Here is a 14,108-nt window from a genome sequence, read left to right as displayed (position 1 = left end):
TCGATGCGCCCCCGCCCGTCCAGTCCATCACAGGGACCGGGGCGGGGGGCTCATCGAGGGCCGGGCGGCCCTCCAGGGGTCGGTCAGGAGGTCGGGAAGTCGTCCGCGGACCTGATCCGGTCCCGGATCCAGACGCCGGCCTCCTTCAGGGACGACGTGCCGGTCCAGGGACCGTTGCTGTTGCAGGTGCCGGTCTTGAAGACGGCACCCGAGCGGTGGTCGTCGGAGAAGTTCCAGTTGGTCCAGCTGATCTTCTTGCTCGCCATCAGGTCGATGTACTTCTGCGTCATCGCGAAGTCGTCGGTGCCCTCACCCGCGTAGTTCTGGGTTCCGAACTCGGTGACGAACATCGGGATGCGGTCGGCGGCCCGGGACAGGGTCGCGAGGTACTCGTCGCGGTGCGAGAACGCGTAGAAGTGGAAGGTGTACATGATGTTGGAGGCGTTGACCTGGTTGTTCACGACCTCGGTCTCGCTGCCGCCCTCCGAGACGCCGAGGGAGGACCAGGCGCGGGTGCCGACCAGGACCGGGGCGTTGCCGTCGATGTTCCGGATGACCGGGATGATCTGCTCGGCGTAGCTCTTGATCGCGGACCAGCTCACGCCGCTGGGCTCGTTGGCGATCTCGTAGAGGACGTTGCTCTTGTCCTTGTGCCGGTTCGCGATGTCGGTGAAGAACCTCTTGGCGTTGGCGAGGTTGGCGTTCGGGTCGCCCGGGTCGAGCATGTGCCAGTCGACGATCACGTACATGCCGCGCGCGGTGGCCTGGTCGATCAGGGTGCTGGCGAGGTTGGTGAACTTGGTCGGGTCGGTCTCCCAGCCGTCCTCCTGGACGTAGGTGGAGACGCGCAGGATGTCGGCCTTCCAGTCCGTGGCCAGGGCGTCGAGCGAGCCGCTGGTCAGGCACTGCGGGTACCACTGGGTGCCGTGGCTGGACATGCCGCGCAGCTGGATCGGCTTGCCGTACTGGTTGCAGAGCTTGGTACCGCAGACCGCGAGCTGCCCGTTGATCTCGACCGGGGTGCCGGTGACGGGCGGGGTGGTGGCGGTGTCGACCTTGATGTGGTCGACGTTGGGGCCGCCGTTGGCGGTGGTGGCGGTGGCCCGGACGGTGTTGGCCCCGGCCCTGAGGTTCACCGTGACGGTCCTGGTGGCCCAGGTGGTCCAGGCGCCGGTGCCGGCGAAGGACGTGCCGGCGGCGGCGACGGTGCCGTTGACGGCGACGTCCATCGGCCGGTTGGTGGTGGTGCCGTTGGCGTAGCGGAAGGTCACGGTGGCGGAGCCCGCCTGGGCGGCGTTGACGTTCCACTGGACGGAGCTGCCGGCGACGTTGTCGTAGTTGACGAAGCCGGTGCCGGTGAAGCCGGTGTGGTTGGACTCGACGACGCCCTGGGAGACGGTGGCGCTCTCCGCCTCGTGGGTGACGGGGGCCGCGACCGCGGCGGGGGGCGCGGTGGCCAGGCCGATGAGGAGCGCGGCCGCGGCGGTGCCGGCGGCACCCAGGGATCGCAGCCGGAGACGTGCCGATCGTGCCGATGTCATGGGGGGCTCCCGGACGGGGGTATTGGAAGGAAACTTTCCTAACGAAAGACAAATAGCAGCCGCGCCGACCGTCTCGCAAGGGTCATGACAAGTCCCTCCCCGAGTGGCCCCGTCCCCGTGCGTCGGGCCGCAGCGCCTCCTAGCGTGGGTCCATGATCCGGTTCGAGCAGGTCGGCAAGGTGTACCCGGACGGCACGACGGCGGTCGACGGACTGAGCTTCGAGGTCGCCGAGGGCGAACTGGTCACCCTGGTCGGGCCGTCCGGCTGCGGCAAGACGACCACGATGATGATGGTCAACCGGCTCATCGAGCCGACCTCGGGCCGGATCCTGGTCGACGGGAAGGACATCGCCTCGGTCGACCCGGTGAAGCTCCGCCGGGGCATCGGCTACGTCATCCAGCAGGTCGGGCTCTTCCCGCACCGGACGATCCTCGACAACACCGCGACCGTGCCCGCCCTGCTCGGCTGGAGGAAGGCCAAGGCGCGGGCCCGCGCCGCCGAACTGCTCGACCTGGTCGGCCTCGACCCGAAGACCTACGGTTCCCGCTACCCCTCCCAGCTCTCCGGCGGCCAGCGCCAGCGGGTCGGCGTGGCCCGCGCGCTCGCCGCGGACCCGCCCGTCCTGCTGATGGACGAGCCCTTCGGCGCGGTCGACCCCGTGGTGCGCGAGCGGCTGCAGAACGAGTTTCTGAACCTCCAGGCCACCGTGCGCAAGACCGTCCTGCTGGTGACCCACGACATCGAGGAGGCCGTCCGGATGGGCGACCGCATCGCCGTGTACGGACAGGGCCGCATCGAGCAGTTCGACACGCCGGCGGCCGTGCTCGGCGCGCCCGCCACGCCGTACGTCGCCCAGTTCATCGGCGCCGACCGGGGGCTGAAGCGGCTCTCGGTGACCACGATCGAACCGGACGACCTGGAGCAGCCGCCGGTCGCCCGCCTCGACGAGCCGGCGCCCGACGCGGCCGCCCGGCTGCGCGCGGACGACGCGCGCTGGGCCGTCGTGCTCGGCGCCGACGGCGACCTGCACGGCTGGGTGGCGGCCGAGGCGCTCGCGCTCGCGGGCCAGGAGGGCACGGTCGGCGACCTGGCCCGCCGTATGGAGGCCTGGGTTCCGGTGGGAGCCCCGCTGAAGCACGCGTTCAGCGAGATGCTCCAGCACGCCGCGGGCTGGGTCGCCGTCCTCGACGGGACGCGCTTCCTCGGCGTCCTCACCCCGGCCAAGCTCCACGAGGCGCTGCGCCGTTCGGTGGACGCGGACGCGCAGGGCGTGGCGCGCGACGAGGTGGAGTTCGACTCGGTCGCGGACGCGTGAGGCCGGACGCTCCGGACACGGCCTACCGCGCCGGGATCAGCCCCTTCTCCTGGAGGTAGGTCCGCGCGACGTCCTCGGGGAGCCGGCGCCAGCTGTCCACCTGTTCGTTCAGGGCGGCCAGGTCCGGCGTGGTCAGGACCGTGTTGAGGCGGTCGAGGGCTTTCGTCACGCGCTCGCTCCCGGCGCGGGAGCGGTTGACGACCGGGACGATGAAGTCGGCGTTCTGGAGGTCCTTGTCGTCGGCGAGCAGCACCAGGCCGAACTCGTCGAGGGTGCCGTCGGTGCTCGTGGTGAGGACCATCTGATCCTGGCCGCTCTGCACCGCCTGCTTGGCCGGCGTGGTGCCGACGCCCTTCGGGTCGACGTGGGTGATGTCGATCCCGTACGTCTCGCGCAGCCCCGGGGCGCAGTACGGCCGCTGGACGCACTCGTCGCCCGCGGCGAGCCGTACCGGCAGTTTCGCCGCGCCGAGGTCGCTCAGCGTCGTGAGCCCGTGCTTGTCGGCGTACCCGCGCGTGACGGCGAACGCGTTCTGGTCGACGGCCCGGCCCGGGTCGAGGACGGTGAGGCCCCGGGGCGTGGCCAGCCCGCGCAGCGCGGTCATCGTGGTGGTCAGGTCGGGCGAGCCGACGGTCGGCGCGTCCGGCCCGTTGGCCTTGGCGTTCAGCCAGTCCGCGAAGGTGGCCGCGTACTCCGGTACCACGTCGATCCGACCGTTCTCCAGGGCCGGTTCGTAGATCTCCCGGTTGGTGACCGAGAGGATCTTCGTGCTGTATCCGGCCTCTTCGAGGAGCAGCGCGTACATCTGGGCGAGCAGGTCGCTCTCGGTGAACCCGGCCGAGCCGATGGTGAGATGGCGGCTGTCGCCGGGTGAGCCGGTGACCTCGCCCTGGTTCTCCAGGGAGGGTCCCGTGGCGCAGCCCGCGAGGGCGAGCAGGGACAGCGCGGCCGTCACCGCCGCCCGCCGCGCCCTCATCCCGTACTCCCCCGCGCCCACGCCGGCGCGAGCCGCTGGGCGCCCTCGAAGAGGCCCTCGACGATCAGCGCGAGGACCGCGACGAGCACCGCGCCCGCGACGACCTGCGGGGTGGAGGCGAGGTTGAACCCGGCGGTGATGATCCGGCCGAGGCCCCCGCCTCCGGCGAGCGCCGCGACGGTCGCGGTGGCCACGAGCTGCACGGTGGCGATCCGGACCCCGGTGAGGATCAGCGGCAGCGCGAGCGGCAGCTCCACGCCGAGGAGCAGCTGCCGGCCGGTCATCCCCATGCCGCGCGCGGCACGGACGACATCGGCGTCGACCTCGCGCATCCCCACGTACGCGTTGGTGAGCAGCGGCGGGATCGCGAAGAGGACGAGCGCGATGATCGTCGGCCAGTCCCCGTACGTGCCGATCGGGCTGAGCAGCAGCAGGACGAGGACGGCGAAGGTGGGCACGGCTCGGCCGACGTTGGAGAGGTTGACGGCGAGCGCCCCGCCCTTGCCGAGGTGGCCGAGGACGAGCGCCAATGGGAGCGCGACCGCGCAGCTCAGCACCAGGCAGACGACCGTCAGGTAGAGGTGCTGGGCGAGGCGGTGCCAGACCCCGTTGTCGCCGGACCAGTTGGCGCCGGTGGCGAGCCAGTCCCAGGTCGCGGAGAGGGTGTTCACGCGGTCTGCCGCCGGGTCCACGGGGTGAGCAGCCGCTGCAGGCCGAGCAGGAGCAGATCGGCGGCGACGGCGATGATCACGCAGAGGACGGAGGCCGTGAGGACCTGTGCCTTGAAGTAGGTGTTCATCCCGGAGTAGATGAGGTTGCCGAGGCCGCCGTATCCGACGATCGCACCGATGGTGACGAGGGAGACGGCGGAGACGGTGGCGATGCGCAGCCCGGCCATCGCGGCGGGGAGCGCGAGCGGCAGTTCGACGGTCAGCAGCATCCGCACGGGCCCGTAGCCGAGGCCGCGCGCGGCCTGGCGGGTCTCCTCGGGGACGGCGCGGAGACCGGCCAGGATGTTCCGTACGAGCAGGGTGAGCGAGTAGAGCACGAGCCCCGCGATCACGATCGACGCGCTGAGTCCGTAGACCGGCAGGAGCAGCGAGAACATCGCGAGGGACGGGATCGTGTAGAGGATCGTGGTGATCCCGAGGACCGGTCCAGCGGCCCAGCGCCAACGACGGGCGGCGACGGCGAGCGGGACGGCGAGCAGCAGCCCGAGGACGACCGAGACGACGGTCAGTTCCAGGTGCTGGAGGACGGAGTCGCCGAGGATCTCGCCCCGCGAGGAGAGGTAGTCGCCGCAGATCCACTCGTTGCGCGCGAGACAGTCGTCGGGAGGCGCGGTCATCCCCCCATTGCAGGTCACGGCCCCGCGCGGCGCACTCCGGGCCGGTCCGTTCGGGGGCCGCACCCGCAGCAGCATGGCGCCACGCCACCCTTGCAATGGCGCCACAGTGATGCCACCATGGCGCCATGGACTTGATGCCGTACGTCGAGAACCTCCGCCACGAGCTCGCCGTCGCCGCCGCCACCGGCGGGGAGGAGACCGGCGCGCTCGCCGAGCGGCTCGCCGCGCCTCTGGAGTCGGCGGCCCGGCTCACCCTCCTCGACGCGCTCTGCGCCGCCATGGACGAGGTCACCGGCGAGCTGGCGCCCGGCTCCGTCGACGTACGGCTGCGGGGGAACGACCCGGAGTTCGTCGTGACCGCGCCGCCCTTCGCCCCCTCCGCCGCACGGAAGCCCGCGCCGGCACCGGTGTCGGCACCGGTGTCGGCACCGGCACCGCTCCCGGCCGACGGGGAGGACACGGCCACCGCACGCATCAACTTCAGGCTCCCCGCCCATCTGAAGTCCCGGGCCGAGGAGGCCGCCGGGCAGGAGGGCCTCTCGGTCAACGCCTGGCTGGTACGGGCCGTCGCCACAGCGCTCTGAGAACGCCCGCGCGCTACTCCTGGAGGACGGAGAGCACGTTGCCCGCCGGGTCGGTGAACCAGGCGATGGCCGGCCCGCCCTGCGGGGTCCGCACGATGCCCTTGGCGTCGTGCTCGAAGTCCGGGTACCGCTCGAAGGACACGCCCCGCTTCGCCAGCGCGTCGACGGCGGCCTCGATGTCGTCCACGGGGAAGTTCAGGATCGTGAAGGACGCGGGCGTGTGGTTGTCCTTCGGGTAGACGAAGACGTTCGCTCCGCTGCCGAGCTTGATCGTCAGCATCCGCATGTCCGCGTCCCCGGTGTCCTCCACCGAGAGCCCGAGGGTGTCGCCGTAGAACTGCCGGGCCCGGTCGAGATCGTCGACCGAGAAGCCACTGAACGCCTTCGACTGTCCGAACATGCCGTTGTCTCCTTCGGGTGTGCCGCTCGGGACTTCCGAGGACACACCCAGCGGACCACCGTCCGGACGCGTGGCACGCGGGCTCGCGTCCGGATGGTCTCCGCCCGTCACCCTCAGGGAGCGATCGGCAGCCGGCGCTTGTGGTCGGTCAGCTCGTAGCGGCGCACGATCGAGGCGTACGCGGCCTCCCCGACCGGCTTGCCCTCCAGGAAGTCGTCGATCTCGTCGTACGTGACACCCAGCGCGTCCTCGTCGGGCTTGCCCGGGTCGAGGGTCTCCAGGTCGGCCGTCGGGGTCTTCCAGACCAGCTCGGCGGGGGCGCCGAGCGCGTCGGCGCAGGCCCGCACGCGGCGCTTGGTCAGGCCGGTCAGCGGGACGACGTCGGCGGCGCCGTCGCCGTACTTGGTGAAGAAGCCGGAGACCGCCTCCGCCGCGTGGTCCGTGCCGACGACCAGGCCGTCATGGGCGCCCGCGACCGCGTACTGCGCGATCATGCGCTGCCGGGCCTTGACGTTGCCCTGGACGAAGTCCTGGTGGTGGGCGTCCCGGAAGGTCACCCCGCCGGCCAGGGAGGCCTCCAGGGCGGCGTCGCTCGACGCCTTGACGTCCACGGTCAGGACCCGGTCGGCGGCGATGAACCCCAGGGCGAGCTGGGCGTCCTTCTCGTCGGCCTGGACGCCGTAGGGCAGCCGCATGGCGTAGAAGGTGGCGTCGTGGCCGGCCGCCCTGGCCCGCTCCACGGCGAGCTGGCAGAGCCGGCCCGCGGTGGTGGAGTCCACGCCGCCGCTGATCCCGAGGACCAGGCTGCGCAGCCCCGTGGAGGTGAGGCGCTCGGTGAGGAAGGCGACCCGGCGTTCGATCTCGGCAAGCGGGTCGAAGCTCGGGGACACCTCGAGTTCCTCGGCGATCTGCTGCTGCAGGGCGGTGGACGCCGCGTCGGTCACGTCAAGCTCCTCGGGGATGGTCGGCGGTACGGAAAGGCCGGTCGGAAGGCCAGGTCGACTCTATGCGGCCGGTCCCCGGAGACCGAAACGCGGATGCCGTGCGGGCGGAGACGGCAGCGCGTCACTTCTCCGGGCCGGTCGGCCCCAGGTGCTCGCCGGGGCGGTTCAGCTCCTCCACGGCGTCGACGCCGACGACGGCGCCCGTCGACTTCCTGGCCCGCCGCAGCCTGCGCTCCAGCCAGGACGCGAAGGTGGTGAGCGCGAAGTTGAGGATGACGAAGATGACGGCGACCACGGTGAAGCTCGCGATGGTGTTGGCCCCGTAGTTCGCGCTCATCGGGCGGACCGAGGCGAGGAGCTCGGAGAAGCCGAGCATCGCGCCGCCGAGCGCGGTGTCCTTGACGATCACGACGAGCTGGCTGACCAGCGCGGGGAGCATCGCGGTGACCGCCTGCGGCAGCAGGACGGACGTCATGATCTGGCCCTTGCGCATGCCGATCGCCTTGGCGGCGTCGGTCTGGCCGCTGGGCAGCGAGAGGATCCCGGCCCTGACCACCTCGGCGAGGACCGAGGCGTTGTAGAGGACGAGTCCGGTCACCACCGCGTACAGCGGCCGGTTCTCCGGGCTGACGTCGGTGAACTCGGCGTACGCGGCGTTGGCGAAGAGCATCAGGATGAGGACGGGGATCGCGCGGAAGAACTCCACCACCGTCCCGGCGAAGCCCCGCGTCCAGCGGTGCTCGGAGAGCCGGGCGATGCCGAGGAGCGCGCCGAGGGGCAGGGCGATGGCCATGGAGAGCGCCGCCGCGATCAGGGTGTTCTCCAGGGCCGGGAGGAGGTACGTCGTCCAGACCCGGGAGTCCGTGACGAAGGGCTCCCACTTGTCCGCCTCCAGCTGGTCCTTGTCGGCGAGGCTCGCGAGGACCCACCAGATCAGCGCGGCGACGGCGAGCAGGAAGAGCAGCGTGTAGAGCAGGTTCCGGCGCTTCGCGCGCGGTCCCGGGACGTCGTAGAGGACGGTGGGCCGCTCCTTCATCGCTTCACCGCCACCTTCTTGGCCAGCCAGCCGAGGAAGAGGCCGGTGGGGAGCGTGAGACAGATGAAGCCGACCGCGAAGATCACCGAGATGAGGATCAGCTGGGCCTCGTTCTCGATCATCTCCCGCATCAGCAGGGCCGCCTCGGCGACGCCGATGGCAGCGGCGACGGTGGTGTTCTTGGTGAGCGCGATCAGGACGTTGGCCAGCGGGCCCACCACGGAGCGGAAGGCCTGCGGGAGCACGATGAGGCGCAGCACCTGGGGGAAGTTGAGCCCGATCGCGCGGGCGGCCTCGACCTGGCCGAGCGGGACGGTGTTGATGCCCGAGCGCAGCGCCTCGCAGACGAAGGCGGAGGTGTAGGCGATCAGTCCGAGGACGGCGAGCCGAAAGTTGATCGTGGTGAAGTCCTGGGCGCCCATGTTCACGCCGAGGGTCTGGAACAGGCCGAGCGAGGTGAAGACGATGATGACGGTCAGCGGGATGTTGCGGACGATGTTGACGTAGACGGTGCCGAAGCCCCGCATCAGGGGGACGGGGCTGACGCGCATGGCGGCCAGCAGCGTCCCCCAGATCAGGGAGCCGATCGCGGAGTAGACGGTGAGCTGCACCGTCACCCAGAACGCTCCCAGCAGGTCGTAGCCTTCGAGGAAGTCGAACACGGCGGCCCACTCACTTCACGACGACGCCGATCTCCGGTGCGGGTTCGTTCTGGTACTCGGCCGGGCCGAAGTTCTTCTTGACGGCCGCGTCCCAGGATCCGTCGGCGACCATCTGCTCCAGGGCGTCGTTGATCTGCTGCTTCAGTTCGCTGCCCTTCTGTACGCCGATGCCGTAGTTCTCGTTGCTCATCTCGAAGCCGCCGAGCTTGAACTTGCCCTCGAACTCGGGTTGCGAGGCATAGCCGGCGAGGATCGAGTCGTCGGTGGTCAGGGCGTCGATGACGCCGTTCTCCAGACCGGTCAGGCACTCCGAGTAGCCGCCGTACTCCTGGAGCTGGGCCTGCGGAGCGATCTTGGTCTTGACGTTCTGCGCGGACGTGGAACCGGTGACCGAGCAGAGCTTCTTGTTGTTGAGGTCCTCGGGCTTGGTGATCGAGTTGTCGTCCGCGCGGATCAGCACGTCCTGGTGGGCCAGGAGGTACGGTCCGGCGAAGTCGACCTTCTCCGCCCGCTCGTCGTTGATCGAGTACGAGGCGGCGATGAAGTCCACGTCACCGCGCTGCAGCAGGGTCTCCCGGTCGGCGCTCTTGGCCTCCTTCCACTCGATGTTCGCGGGGTCGTAGCCGAGCTTGTCGGCCACATAGGTCGCCACGTCGACGTCGAATCCGGTGTACGTGCCGTCCGGCGTCTTCAGGCCGACACCGGGCTGGTCGAACTTGATACCGACGGTGATCTTGTCGTCACCGCCGCCGGAGCTGCTGCCTCCGTCGTCGCCGCAGGCGGCCAGGGAGAACGAGAGGGCGAGCGCGGCGGCCGCGGCGACGCCGGCCTTGGTGAGCTTGCGAGGGTTCATGGGGTCACCCCTGGGGCTGCTGGGCGGTCGTGGGGGCCGCCGCGGTCAGTGGTGCAGGATCTTCGAGAGGAAGTCCTTGGCGCGGTCGCTGCTGGGGTTGCTGAAGAACTGCTCGGGGGTCGTCTCCTCGACGATCCGGCCGTCCGCCATGAAGACCACGCGGTTGGCGGCGGAGCGGGCGAATCCCATCTCGTGGGTCACGACGACCATGGTCATGCCGTCGCGGGCGAGCTGCTGCATGACCTCCAGGACCTCGTTGATCATCTCGGGGTCGAGGGCGGAGGTCGGCTCGTCGAAGAGCATCACCTTCGGGTCCATGGCCAGCGCCCGGGCGATGGCCACGCGCTGCTGCTGGCCGCCGGAGAGCTGGGCGGGGTACTTGTCCGCCTGGGTCGCCACCCCGACCCGGTCGAGCAGCTGCCGGGCCCGCTGCTCGGCGGTCTTCTTGTCCTTCTTGCGGACCTTGATCTGGCCGAGGGTGACGTTCTCGAGCACCGTCTTGTGCGCGAAGAGGTTGAAGGACTGGAACACCATGCCGACGTCGGCGCGGAGCGCGGCCAGCTCGCGGCCCTCGGCGGGCAGCGGCTTGCCGTCGATGACGATCTCGCCGGAGTCGATGGTCTCCAGCCGGTTGATCGCGCGGCAGAGCGTCGACTTGCCGCCGCCGGACGGGCCGATGACGACGACGACCTCGCCCCGGCCGACGGTCAGGTCGATGGACTGGAGCACATGGAGCGCACCGAAGTGCTTGTCGACGTTCTTCAGCACGACGAGCGCGTCGGGCATGGCAGCCTCCTGTCGCCGCCCCGCGGCACCCTCCTCACGTTCATGCTCCGCCCTCGGCGGATCCCCCGCACGCCGGACGCTCGGCGAGCGGGCGCCGGGCGGGTCGTTCCGTCACGGGCGTTCCGTGATGACCAGCCGGGCGAGATGGGTCAGGGCGAGGGCGTAGCCGTGTGCGCCCGCGCCGCAGATCACCGTGTCGGCGACGCCGGAGACGTAGCTGTGGTGCCGGAACTCCTCGCGCTTGTGGATGTTCGACAGGTGCACCTCGACGACGGGCAGCCCGACGGCGGCGAGGGCGTCACGCAGCGCCACGGAGGTGTGGCTGTAGCCGGCCGGGTTGATGACGATGCCCCGGTGGGCGGTACGGGCCTCCTGCACGGCGTCGATGAGGACGCCCTCGTGGTTGGACTGGCGGAAGTCGACACGGAGGCCGAGCGGCTCGCCGGTCGCGAGGCAGAGCCGCTCGATGGTGTCCAGCGTGTCCGTGCCGTAGATCGCGGGCTCGCGCAGGCCCAGGAGGTTCAGGTTGGGCCCGTTGAGGACGAGGACGGGGGTGGGCGTTTCCATGGCACGGCTCCTCTTGTACGAAGTGGAGCGCTCAGTCAATCGGATCCGCGAGGACGCACTGCGCAACGGCGAAGGCCGCGTTGGCCGCGGGGACGCCGCAGTAGACGGCGGTCTGGAGCAGGACGGCTCCGATCTCCTCGGGTGTGAGGCCGTTGCGGCGGGCCGCGCGGACGTGGATCGCCAGCTCGTCGAGGTGGCCGTGGGCGACCAGGGCGGTGAGGGTGATCATGCTCCGCTCGCGCCGGGACAGGGTGGGGTCGGTCCAGATCTCGCCCCAGGCGTAGCGGGAGATGAAGTCCTGGAACGGGGCCGTGAAGGCCGACTGGCCGGCCTGCGCGCGGTCCACATGGGCGTCGCCGAGGACCTGGCGGCGGACCGCCGTGCCCCGCTTCCCCGCGGCGTCGGCCGTGAGGTGGCCGCGGAGCGCGGCGAGCACGGCCTCGGGGCGTTCGGCCGGTGCCAGGTGGGAGGCGCCGGGGATCTCGATGAGCGCCGCGCCGGGGACGGCGTCCGCGATCTCCCTGGCGTGGGCGGGCGGGGTCGCCGGATCCTCGCGGCCGGCGAGGACGAGCGTGGGCGCGGTGATCGTCGCCAGCCGGTCCCGCAGGTCGAAGTCGGCGAGCGCGTCGCAGCAGGCGGCGTACGCCTCGGGGTCGGTCCGGCGGTGGTCGGCCACGAGCTCCGGCACGGTGAAGCCGGGGGTGAACCAGCGGGCGTCGGCCCCCGCTACCAGGGCGTCGAGCCCCTCGCGGCGCACGGTGGCCGCCCGCTCCCGCCACGGCGCGGAGCCGCCGAAGTGGGCGGAGGAGCAGACGACGGCGAGTGATTCCACCCGGTCGGGGTGGTGGGCGGCCAGGTGGAGACCGACGGCGCCGCCGAGCGAGACGCCGGCGTAGGAGAAGCGGTGGGCCCCGAGCGCGTCGGCCAGGCCGAGGACGAGCCGCGCCAGGTCATCGACGGTCGCCCCGGGGCCGATGAGGGAGGCCGGGGAGGAGCCGTGGCCGGGCAGGTCCCAGCGGACGACGCGGTGCGTGGCCGAGAGTTCGGGCGCGACCGCGTCCCAGAGGGCCGTGGACGTGCCGAGCGAGGGGCCGAGGACGAGAACGGGCGCGCTGGCCGGCCCTTCGACGCGGTGGTGCAGCCCTTCGTACGGCGGTGGCGGGGTGGTGGCGGTCACGGTCGCTCCAGGGCGCGGTCGGTCAGGGCTCCGGCGGAGCCGGTGCAGCGGGTGGGGTCGGTCAGTTCGGGGAGGTCGAGGCCCTTCAACCCGTCCACCTCTCGTAGTAGTTCTTCCAACGGGCGCGCCTCTGCGCGGGTGCGGTGGGCGAGTTGGGTGAGGAGTTCCTTCGCGCGGGCGCGGCCGAGGAGGGGCGCGAGGGCGATGGACAGCCGTTCGGAGACGATCGACCCGCCGGTCAGGTCGAGGTGGTGGCGCATCACGTCGGCGTGCACCTGGAGCCCCTCGGCCAGTTCGGCGGTGTCGCGGGCGGCGCCGCCGACGAGCCGGAGCAGCTCGCGCAGCGGCTCCCACTCGGCGTGCCAGGCCCCGGCGGGCCGCTCGTCCTCGGCGACCAGCGAGCCGTACAGCGTGGCGGCGAGGTGCGGGGCGCGGCGGGCGGCCGCGGCGACGAGTGTGGCGCGCACCGGGTTCGCCTTGTGCGGCATGGCGGAGGAGCCGCCGCCGGCGCCTTCGGCGACCTCGCCGATCTCGGTGCGGGAGAGGGTGAGGACGTCCGCCGCGGTCTTGCCGAGCGCCCCGGCCGTGAAGGCGAGGGCGCCGGCCAGGTCGGCGATCGGCGTGCGCAGGCTGTGCCAGGGCAGCACGGGCACAGCGAGGCCGGTCTCCCGGGCGTAGGCGGCGACGAGCCGTTCGGCGCTCCCGTCCGCGCCGTCGCCGTACGCCTCGAAGGCCGCCAGGGTGCCGGCCGCGCCGCCGAGTTGGGCGGGAAGGGAGTCCCGCACCGCACGGATCCGGTCGCGGGCGTCGAGGGCGAGCGCGCGCCAGCCGGCCGCCTTGAGGCCGAAGGTTGTGGGCACCGCGTGCTGGGTGAGGGTGCGGCCGGGCATGGCCGTGTCCCGGTGGGCGGCGGCCAGCGCGGCCAGGGCCCGCCCGGTGCGGTCGAGGTCGCCGAGGATCAGGTCGAGGGCGCGGCGCGCGACCAGCATCGCCGCGGTGTCCAGGATGTCCTGGCTCGTCGCGCCCCGGTGGACGTAGGCCCGCCACTCCCCCGGCACGGCGGCCGTCAGGTCGGCGACCAGCGGGATCACGGGGTTGCCCCCTGACCGGGCGCGCAGGGCGATGTCCCGCGCGTCGAAGCGGGCGGGGTCGGCCGCGCCCGTCACGGCGTCGGCGGCCGGGGCGGGCGCCTGCCCGAGGGCGGCCTGGGCGCGGGTGAGGGCCGCCTCGGCGTCGAGCAGCGCCCGCAGGAACGCGGTGTCGCCGGTGGCGGCCTCGGTCGGTGAGCCCGCCCGGCCGGGGGCGAGGAGACCGACGTCGGTGGGGTCGGGGGTCACGCGATCGGGGTTCATGCGAACTCCAGGAAGACCGTCTCGCCCTCGCCCTGGAGCCGTATGTCGAAGCGGTACGTCCGGGGGGCGACCGGCCGCTCGTCGGGTCGGGCGAGCAGGGTGGCCCGGCGTGCGGCGGGCAGCGCGTCGAGCAGCGGGTCGACGCCGTCCCGGAGGTAGGCGCGGGTGAAGAGGTGGTGGAGCAGCCCACGGGCGAAAACGCAGACGCTGATGTACGGAAGCCCCGCGTTGCCGGGCGGCAGGGTGGCGAGCGCGTAGTGGCCGTCGGCGTCGGTGGGAACGCGCCCGAAACCGGTGAAGCCGGTGGTGGAGCGGCCGAGATGGCCGCCCGTGACGGGGTCGCGGCGCAGCGATCCGGGCGCGCCGGTGAGGGAGCCGTCGGGGGCGGCCTGCCAGAAGTCGAGAAGCGCGTCGGGGACCGGGGTCCCCTCGCCGTCGTACACGTATCCGTGCAGGACGATCCGGTCCGGGTGGCCTTCGGGGGCCATCCGGTCGCCGTCGGGGAAGGGCAGGGCGTAGCCGTAGAAGGGGCCGACGGTGTGGGAGGGGGTCGGGAGCGGTGCCAT

Annotated in this window: 16 protein-coding genes; 2 read left to right on the top strand and 14 right to left on the bottom strand. The window is 71.9% G+C overall.

Going from position 1 to position 14,108, the window contains the following annotated elements:
• Positions 1-83: 83 nt before the first annotated feature.
• A complete protein-coding gene (locus ACF09C_RS27900) occupies positions 84-1,541 on the bottom strand; it encodes a cellulase family glycosylhydrolase (protein WP_392095362.1) in 1,458 nt (485 codons plus the stop codon).
• Between the two features lie 152 nt (positions 1,542-1,693).
• On the opposite strand from ACF09C_RS27900, the gene ACF09C_RS27895 reads away from it, so the two are divergent.
• Entirely contained in the window at positions 1,694-2,857 is a 1,164-nt protein-coding gene (locus tag ACF09C_RS27895; RefSeq protein ID WP_392095360.1) for an ABC transporter ATP-binding protein, read from the top strand.
• Between the two features lie 22 nt (positions 2,858-2,879).
• Here ACF09C_RS27895 and ACF09C_RS27890 read toward each other — a convergent pair whose 3' ends face one another.
• The 3 genes from ACF09C_RS27890 to ACF09C_RS27880 are packed head-to-tail and all read right to left on the bottom strand — an operon-like array spanning position 2,880 to position 5,181.
• Entirely contained in the window at positions 2,880-3,833 is a 954-nt protein-coding gene (locus tag ACF09C_RS27890; protein ID WP_392095358.1) for an ABC transporter substrate-binding protein, read from the bottom strand.
• Complete coding sequence (locus ACF09C_RS27885) at positions 3,830-4,504, bottom strand: ABC transporter permease (RefSeq protein ID WP_392095566.1); 675 nt, start codon at positions 4,502-4,504, stop codon at positions 3,830-3,832. Before ACF09C_RS27885 ends, ACF09C_RS27890 begins: the two co-directional genes overlap by 4 nt.
• Positions 4,501-5,181 (bottom strand): ABC transporter permease, encoded by a 681-nt coding sequence (locus ACF09C_RS27880; RefSeq protein WP_392095357.1) that lies wholly within the window; start codon positions 5,179-5,181, stop codon positions 4,501-4,503. The genes ACF09C_RS27885 and ACF09C_RS27880 overlap by 4 nt, the downstream gene beginning before the upstream one ends.
• 125 nt (positions 5,182-5,306) lie before the next feature.
• On the opposite strand from ACF09C_RS27880, the gene ACF09C_RS27875 reads away from it, so the two are divergent.
• Positions 5,307-5,765 (top strand): hypothetical protein, encoded by a 459-nt coding sequence (locus tag ACF09C_RS27875; RefSeq protein ID WP_392095355.1) that lies wholly within the window; start codon positions 5,307-5,309, stop codon positions 5,763-5,765.
• 13 nt (positions 5,766-5,778) lie between these two features.
• Here the strand turns inward: ACF09C_RS27875 and ACF09C_RS27870 are convergent, their stop codons facing one another.
• The 10 genes from ACF09C_RS27870 to pcaG form a co-directional block, all read right to left on the bottom strand.
• Complete coding sequence (locus ACF09C_RS27870) at positions 5,779-6,165, bottom strand: VOC family protein (protein ID WP_392095353.1); 387 nt, start codon at positions 6,163-6,165, stop codon at positions 5,779-5,781.
• Positions 6,166-6,278: 113 nt separating this feature from the next.
• On the bottom strand, positions 6,279-7,109 hold the full coding sequence (gene nadE, locus ACF09C_RS27865) for an ammonia-dependent NAD(+) synthetase (RefSeq protein ID WP_392095351.1): 831 nt from the start codon (positions 7,107-7,109) through the stop codon (positions 6,279-6,281).
• A gap of 121 nt (positions 7,110-7,230) precedes the next feature.
• Positions 7,231-8,145: an amino acid ABC transporter permease gene (locus ACF09C_RS27860; protein ID WP_392095349.1), complete on the bottom strand. Its 915-nt coding sequence runs from the start codon at positions 8,143-8,145 to the stop codon at positions 7,231-7,233.
• The gene (locus tag ACF09C_RS27855) at positions 8,142-8,807 is read right to left on the bottom strand and encodes an amino acid ABC transporter permease (RefSeq protein ID WP_392095348.1); all 666 of its coding nucleotides are present in this window, start codon (positions 8,805-8,807) and stop codon (positions 8,142-8,144) included. Before ACF09C_RS27855 ends, ACF09C_RS27860 begins: the two co-directional genes overlap by 4 nt.
• A 10-nt stretch (positions 8,808-8,817) precedes the next feature.
• Positions 8,818-9,660, bottom strand: coding sequence for a glutamate ABC transporter substrate-binding protein (locus ACF09C_RS27850; RefSeq protein WP_392095347.1), 843 nt, complete (start codon positions 9,658-9,660; stop codon positions 8,818-8,820).
• A gap of 45 nt (positions 9,661-9,705) precedes the next feature.
• The gene (locus ACF09C_RS27845; RefSeq protein ID WP_392095345.1) at positions 9,706-10,446 is read right to left on the bottom strand and encodes an amino acid ABC transporter ATP-binding protein; all 741 of its coding nucleotides are present in this window, start codon (positions 10,444-10,446) and stop codon (positions 9,706-9,708) included.
• A 111-nt stretch (positions 10,447-10,557) separates the two neighbouring features.
• Entirely contained in the window at positions 10,558-11,013 is a 456-nt protein-coding gene (gene aroQ, locus ACF09C_RS27840) for a type II 3-dehydroquinate dehydratase (RefSeq protein WP_392095343.1), read from the bottom strand.
• A 31-nt stretch (positions 11,014-11,044) separates the two neighbouring features.
• Positions 11,045-12,190 carry a 3-oxoadipate enol-lactonase gene (gene pcaD / locus ACF09C_RS27835; protein ID WP_392095341.1) on the bottom strand — a complete coding sequence of 382 codons (1,146 nt, stop codon included), beginning with the start codon at positions 12,188-12,190 and terminating at the stop codon, positions 11,045-11,047.
• Positions 12,187-13,542 (bottom strand): 3-carboxy-cis,cis-muconate cycloisomerase, encoded by a 1,356-nt coding sequence (pcaB, locus tag ACF09C_RS27830; protein WP_392095339.1) that lies wholly within the window; start codon positions 13,540-13,542, stop codon positions 12,187-12,189. The genes pcaD and pcaB overlap by 4 nt, the downstream gene beginning before the upstream one ends.
• Positions 13,539-14,108, bottom strand: coding sequence for a protocatechuate 3,4-dioxygenase subunit alpha (gene pcaG / locus ACF09C_RS27825; RefSeq protein ID WP_392095338.1), 570 nt, complete (start codon positions 14,106-14,108; stop codon positions 13,539-13,541). Before pcaG ends, pcaB begins: the two co-directional genes overlap by 4 nt.

Origin of the sequence: Streptomyces sp. NPDC014870, from assembly GCF_043081505.1 — a bacterium.
Taxonomy (GTDB): domain Bacteria; phylum Actinomycetota; class Actinomycetes; order Streptomycetales; family Streptomycetaceae; genus Streptomyces.
The sequence above is the reverse complement of the archived record's forward strand: the minus strand, read 5'-3'. Positions and strand labels throughout refer to the sequence as shown.

Bases quoted from the DNA above. Each gene is read 5' to 3' on its own strand.
- ACF09C_RS27900 (WP_392095362.1), bottom strand. From the start codon at position 1,541: ATGACATCGGCACGATCGGCACGTCTCCGGCTGCGATCCCTGGGTGCC.
- ACF09C_RS27895 (WP_392095360.1), top strand. From the start codon at position 1,694: ATGATCCGGTTCGAGCAGGTCGGCAAGGTGTACCCGGACGGCACGACG.
- ACF09C_RS27890 (WP_392095358.1), bottom strand. From the start codon at position 3,833: ATGAGGGCGCGGCGGGCGGCGGTGACGGCCGCGCTGTCCCTGCTCGCC.
- ACF09C_RS27880 (WP_392095357.1), bottom strand. From the start codon at position 5,181: ATGACCGCGCCTCCCGACGACTGTCTCGCGCGCAACGAGTGGATCTGC.
- ACF09C_RS27875 (WP_392095355.1), top strand. From the start codon at position 5,307: ATGGACTTGATGCCGTACGTCGAGAACCTCCGCCACGAGCTCGCCGTC.
- ACF09C_RS27870 (WP_392095353.1), bottom strand. From the start codon at position 6,165: ATGTTCGGACAGTCGAAGGCGTTCAGTGGCTTCTCGGTCGACGATCTC.
- ACF09C_RS27860 (WP_392095349.1), bottom strand. From the start codon at position 8,145: ATGAAGGAGCGGCCCACCGTCCTCTACGACGTCCCGGGACCGCGCGCG.
- ACF09C_RS27850 (WP_392095347.1), bottom strand. From the start codon at position 9,660: ATGAACCCTCGCAAGCTCACCAAGGCCGGCGTCGCCGCGGCCGCCGCG.
- ACF09C_RS27845 (WP_392095345.1), bottom strand. From the start codon at position 10,446: ATGCCCGACGCGCTCGTCGTGCTGAAGAACGTCGACAAGCACTTCGGT.
- aroQ (WP_392095343.1), bottom strand. From the start codon at position 11,013: ATGGAAACGCCCACCCCCGTCCTCGTCCTCAACGGGCCCAACCTGAAC.
- pcaB (WP_392095339.1), bottom strand. From the start codon at position 13,542: ATGAACCCCGATCGCGTGACCCCCGACCCCACCGACGTCGGTCTCCTC.
- pcaG (WP_392095338.1), bottom strand. From the start codon at position 14,108: ATGGCACCGCTCCCGACCCCCTCCCACACCGTCGGCCCCTTCTACGGC.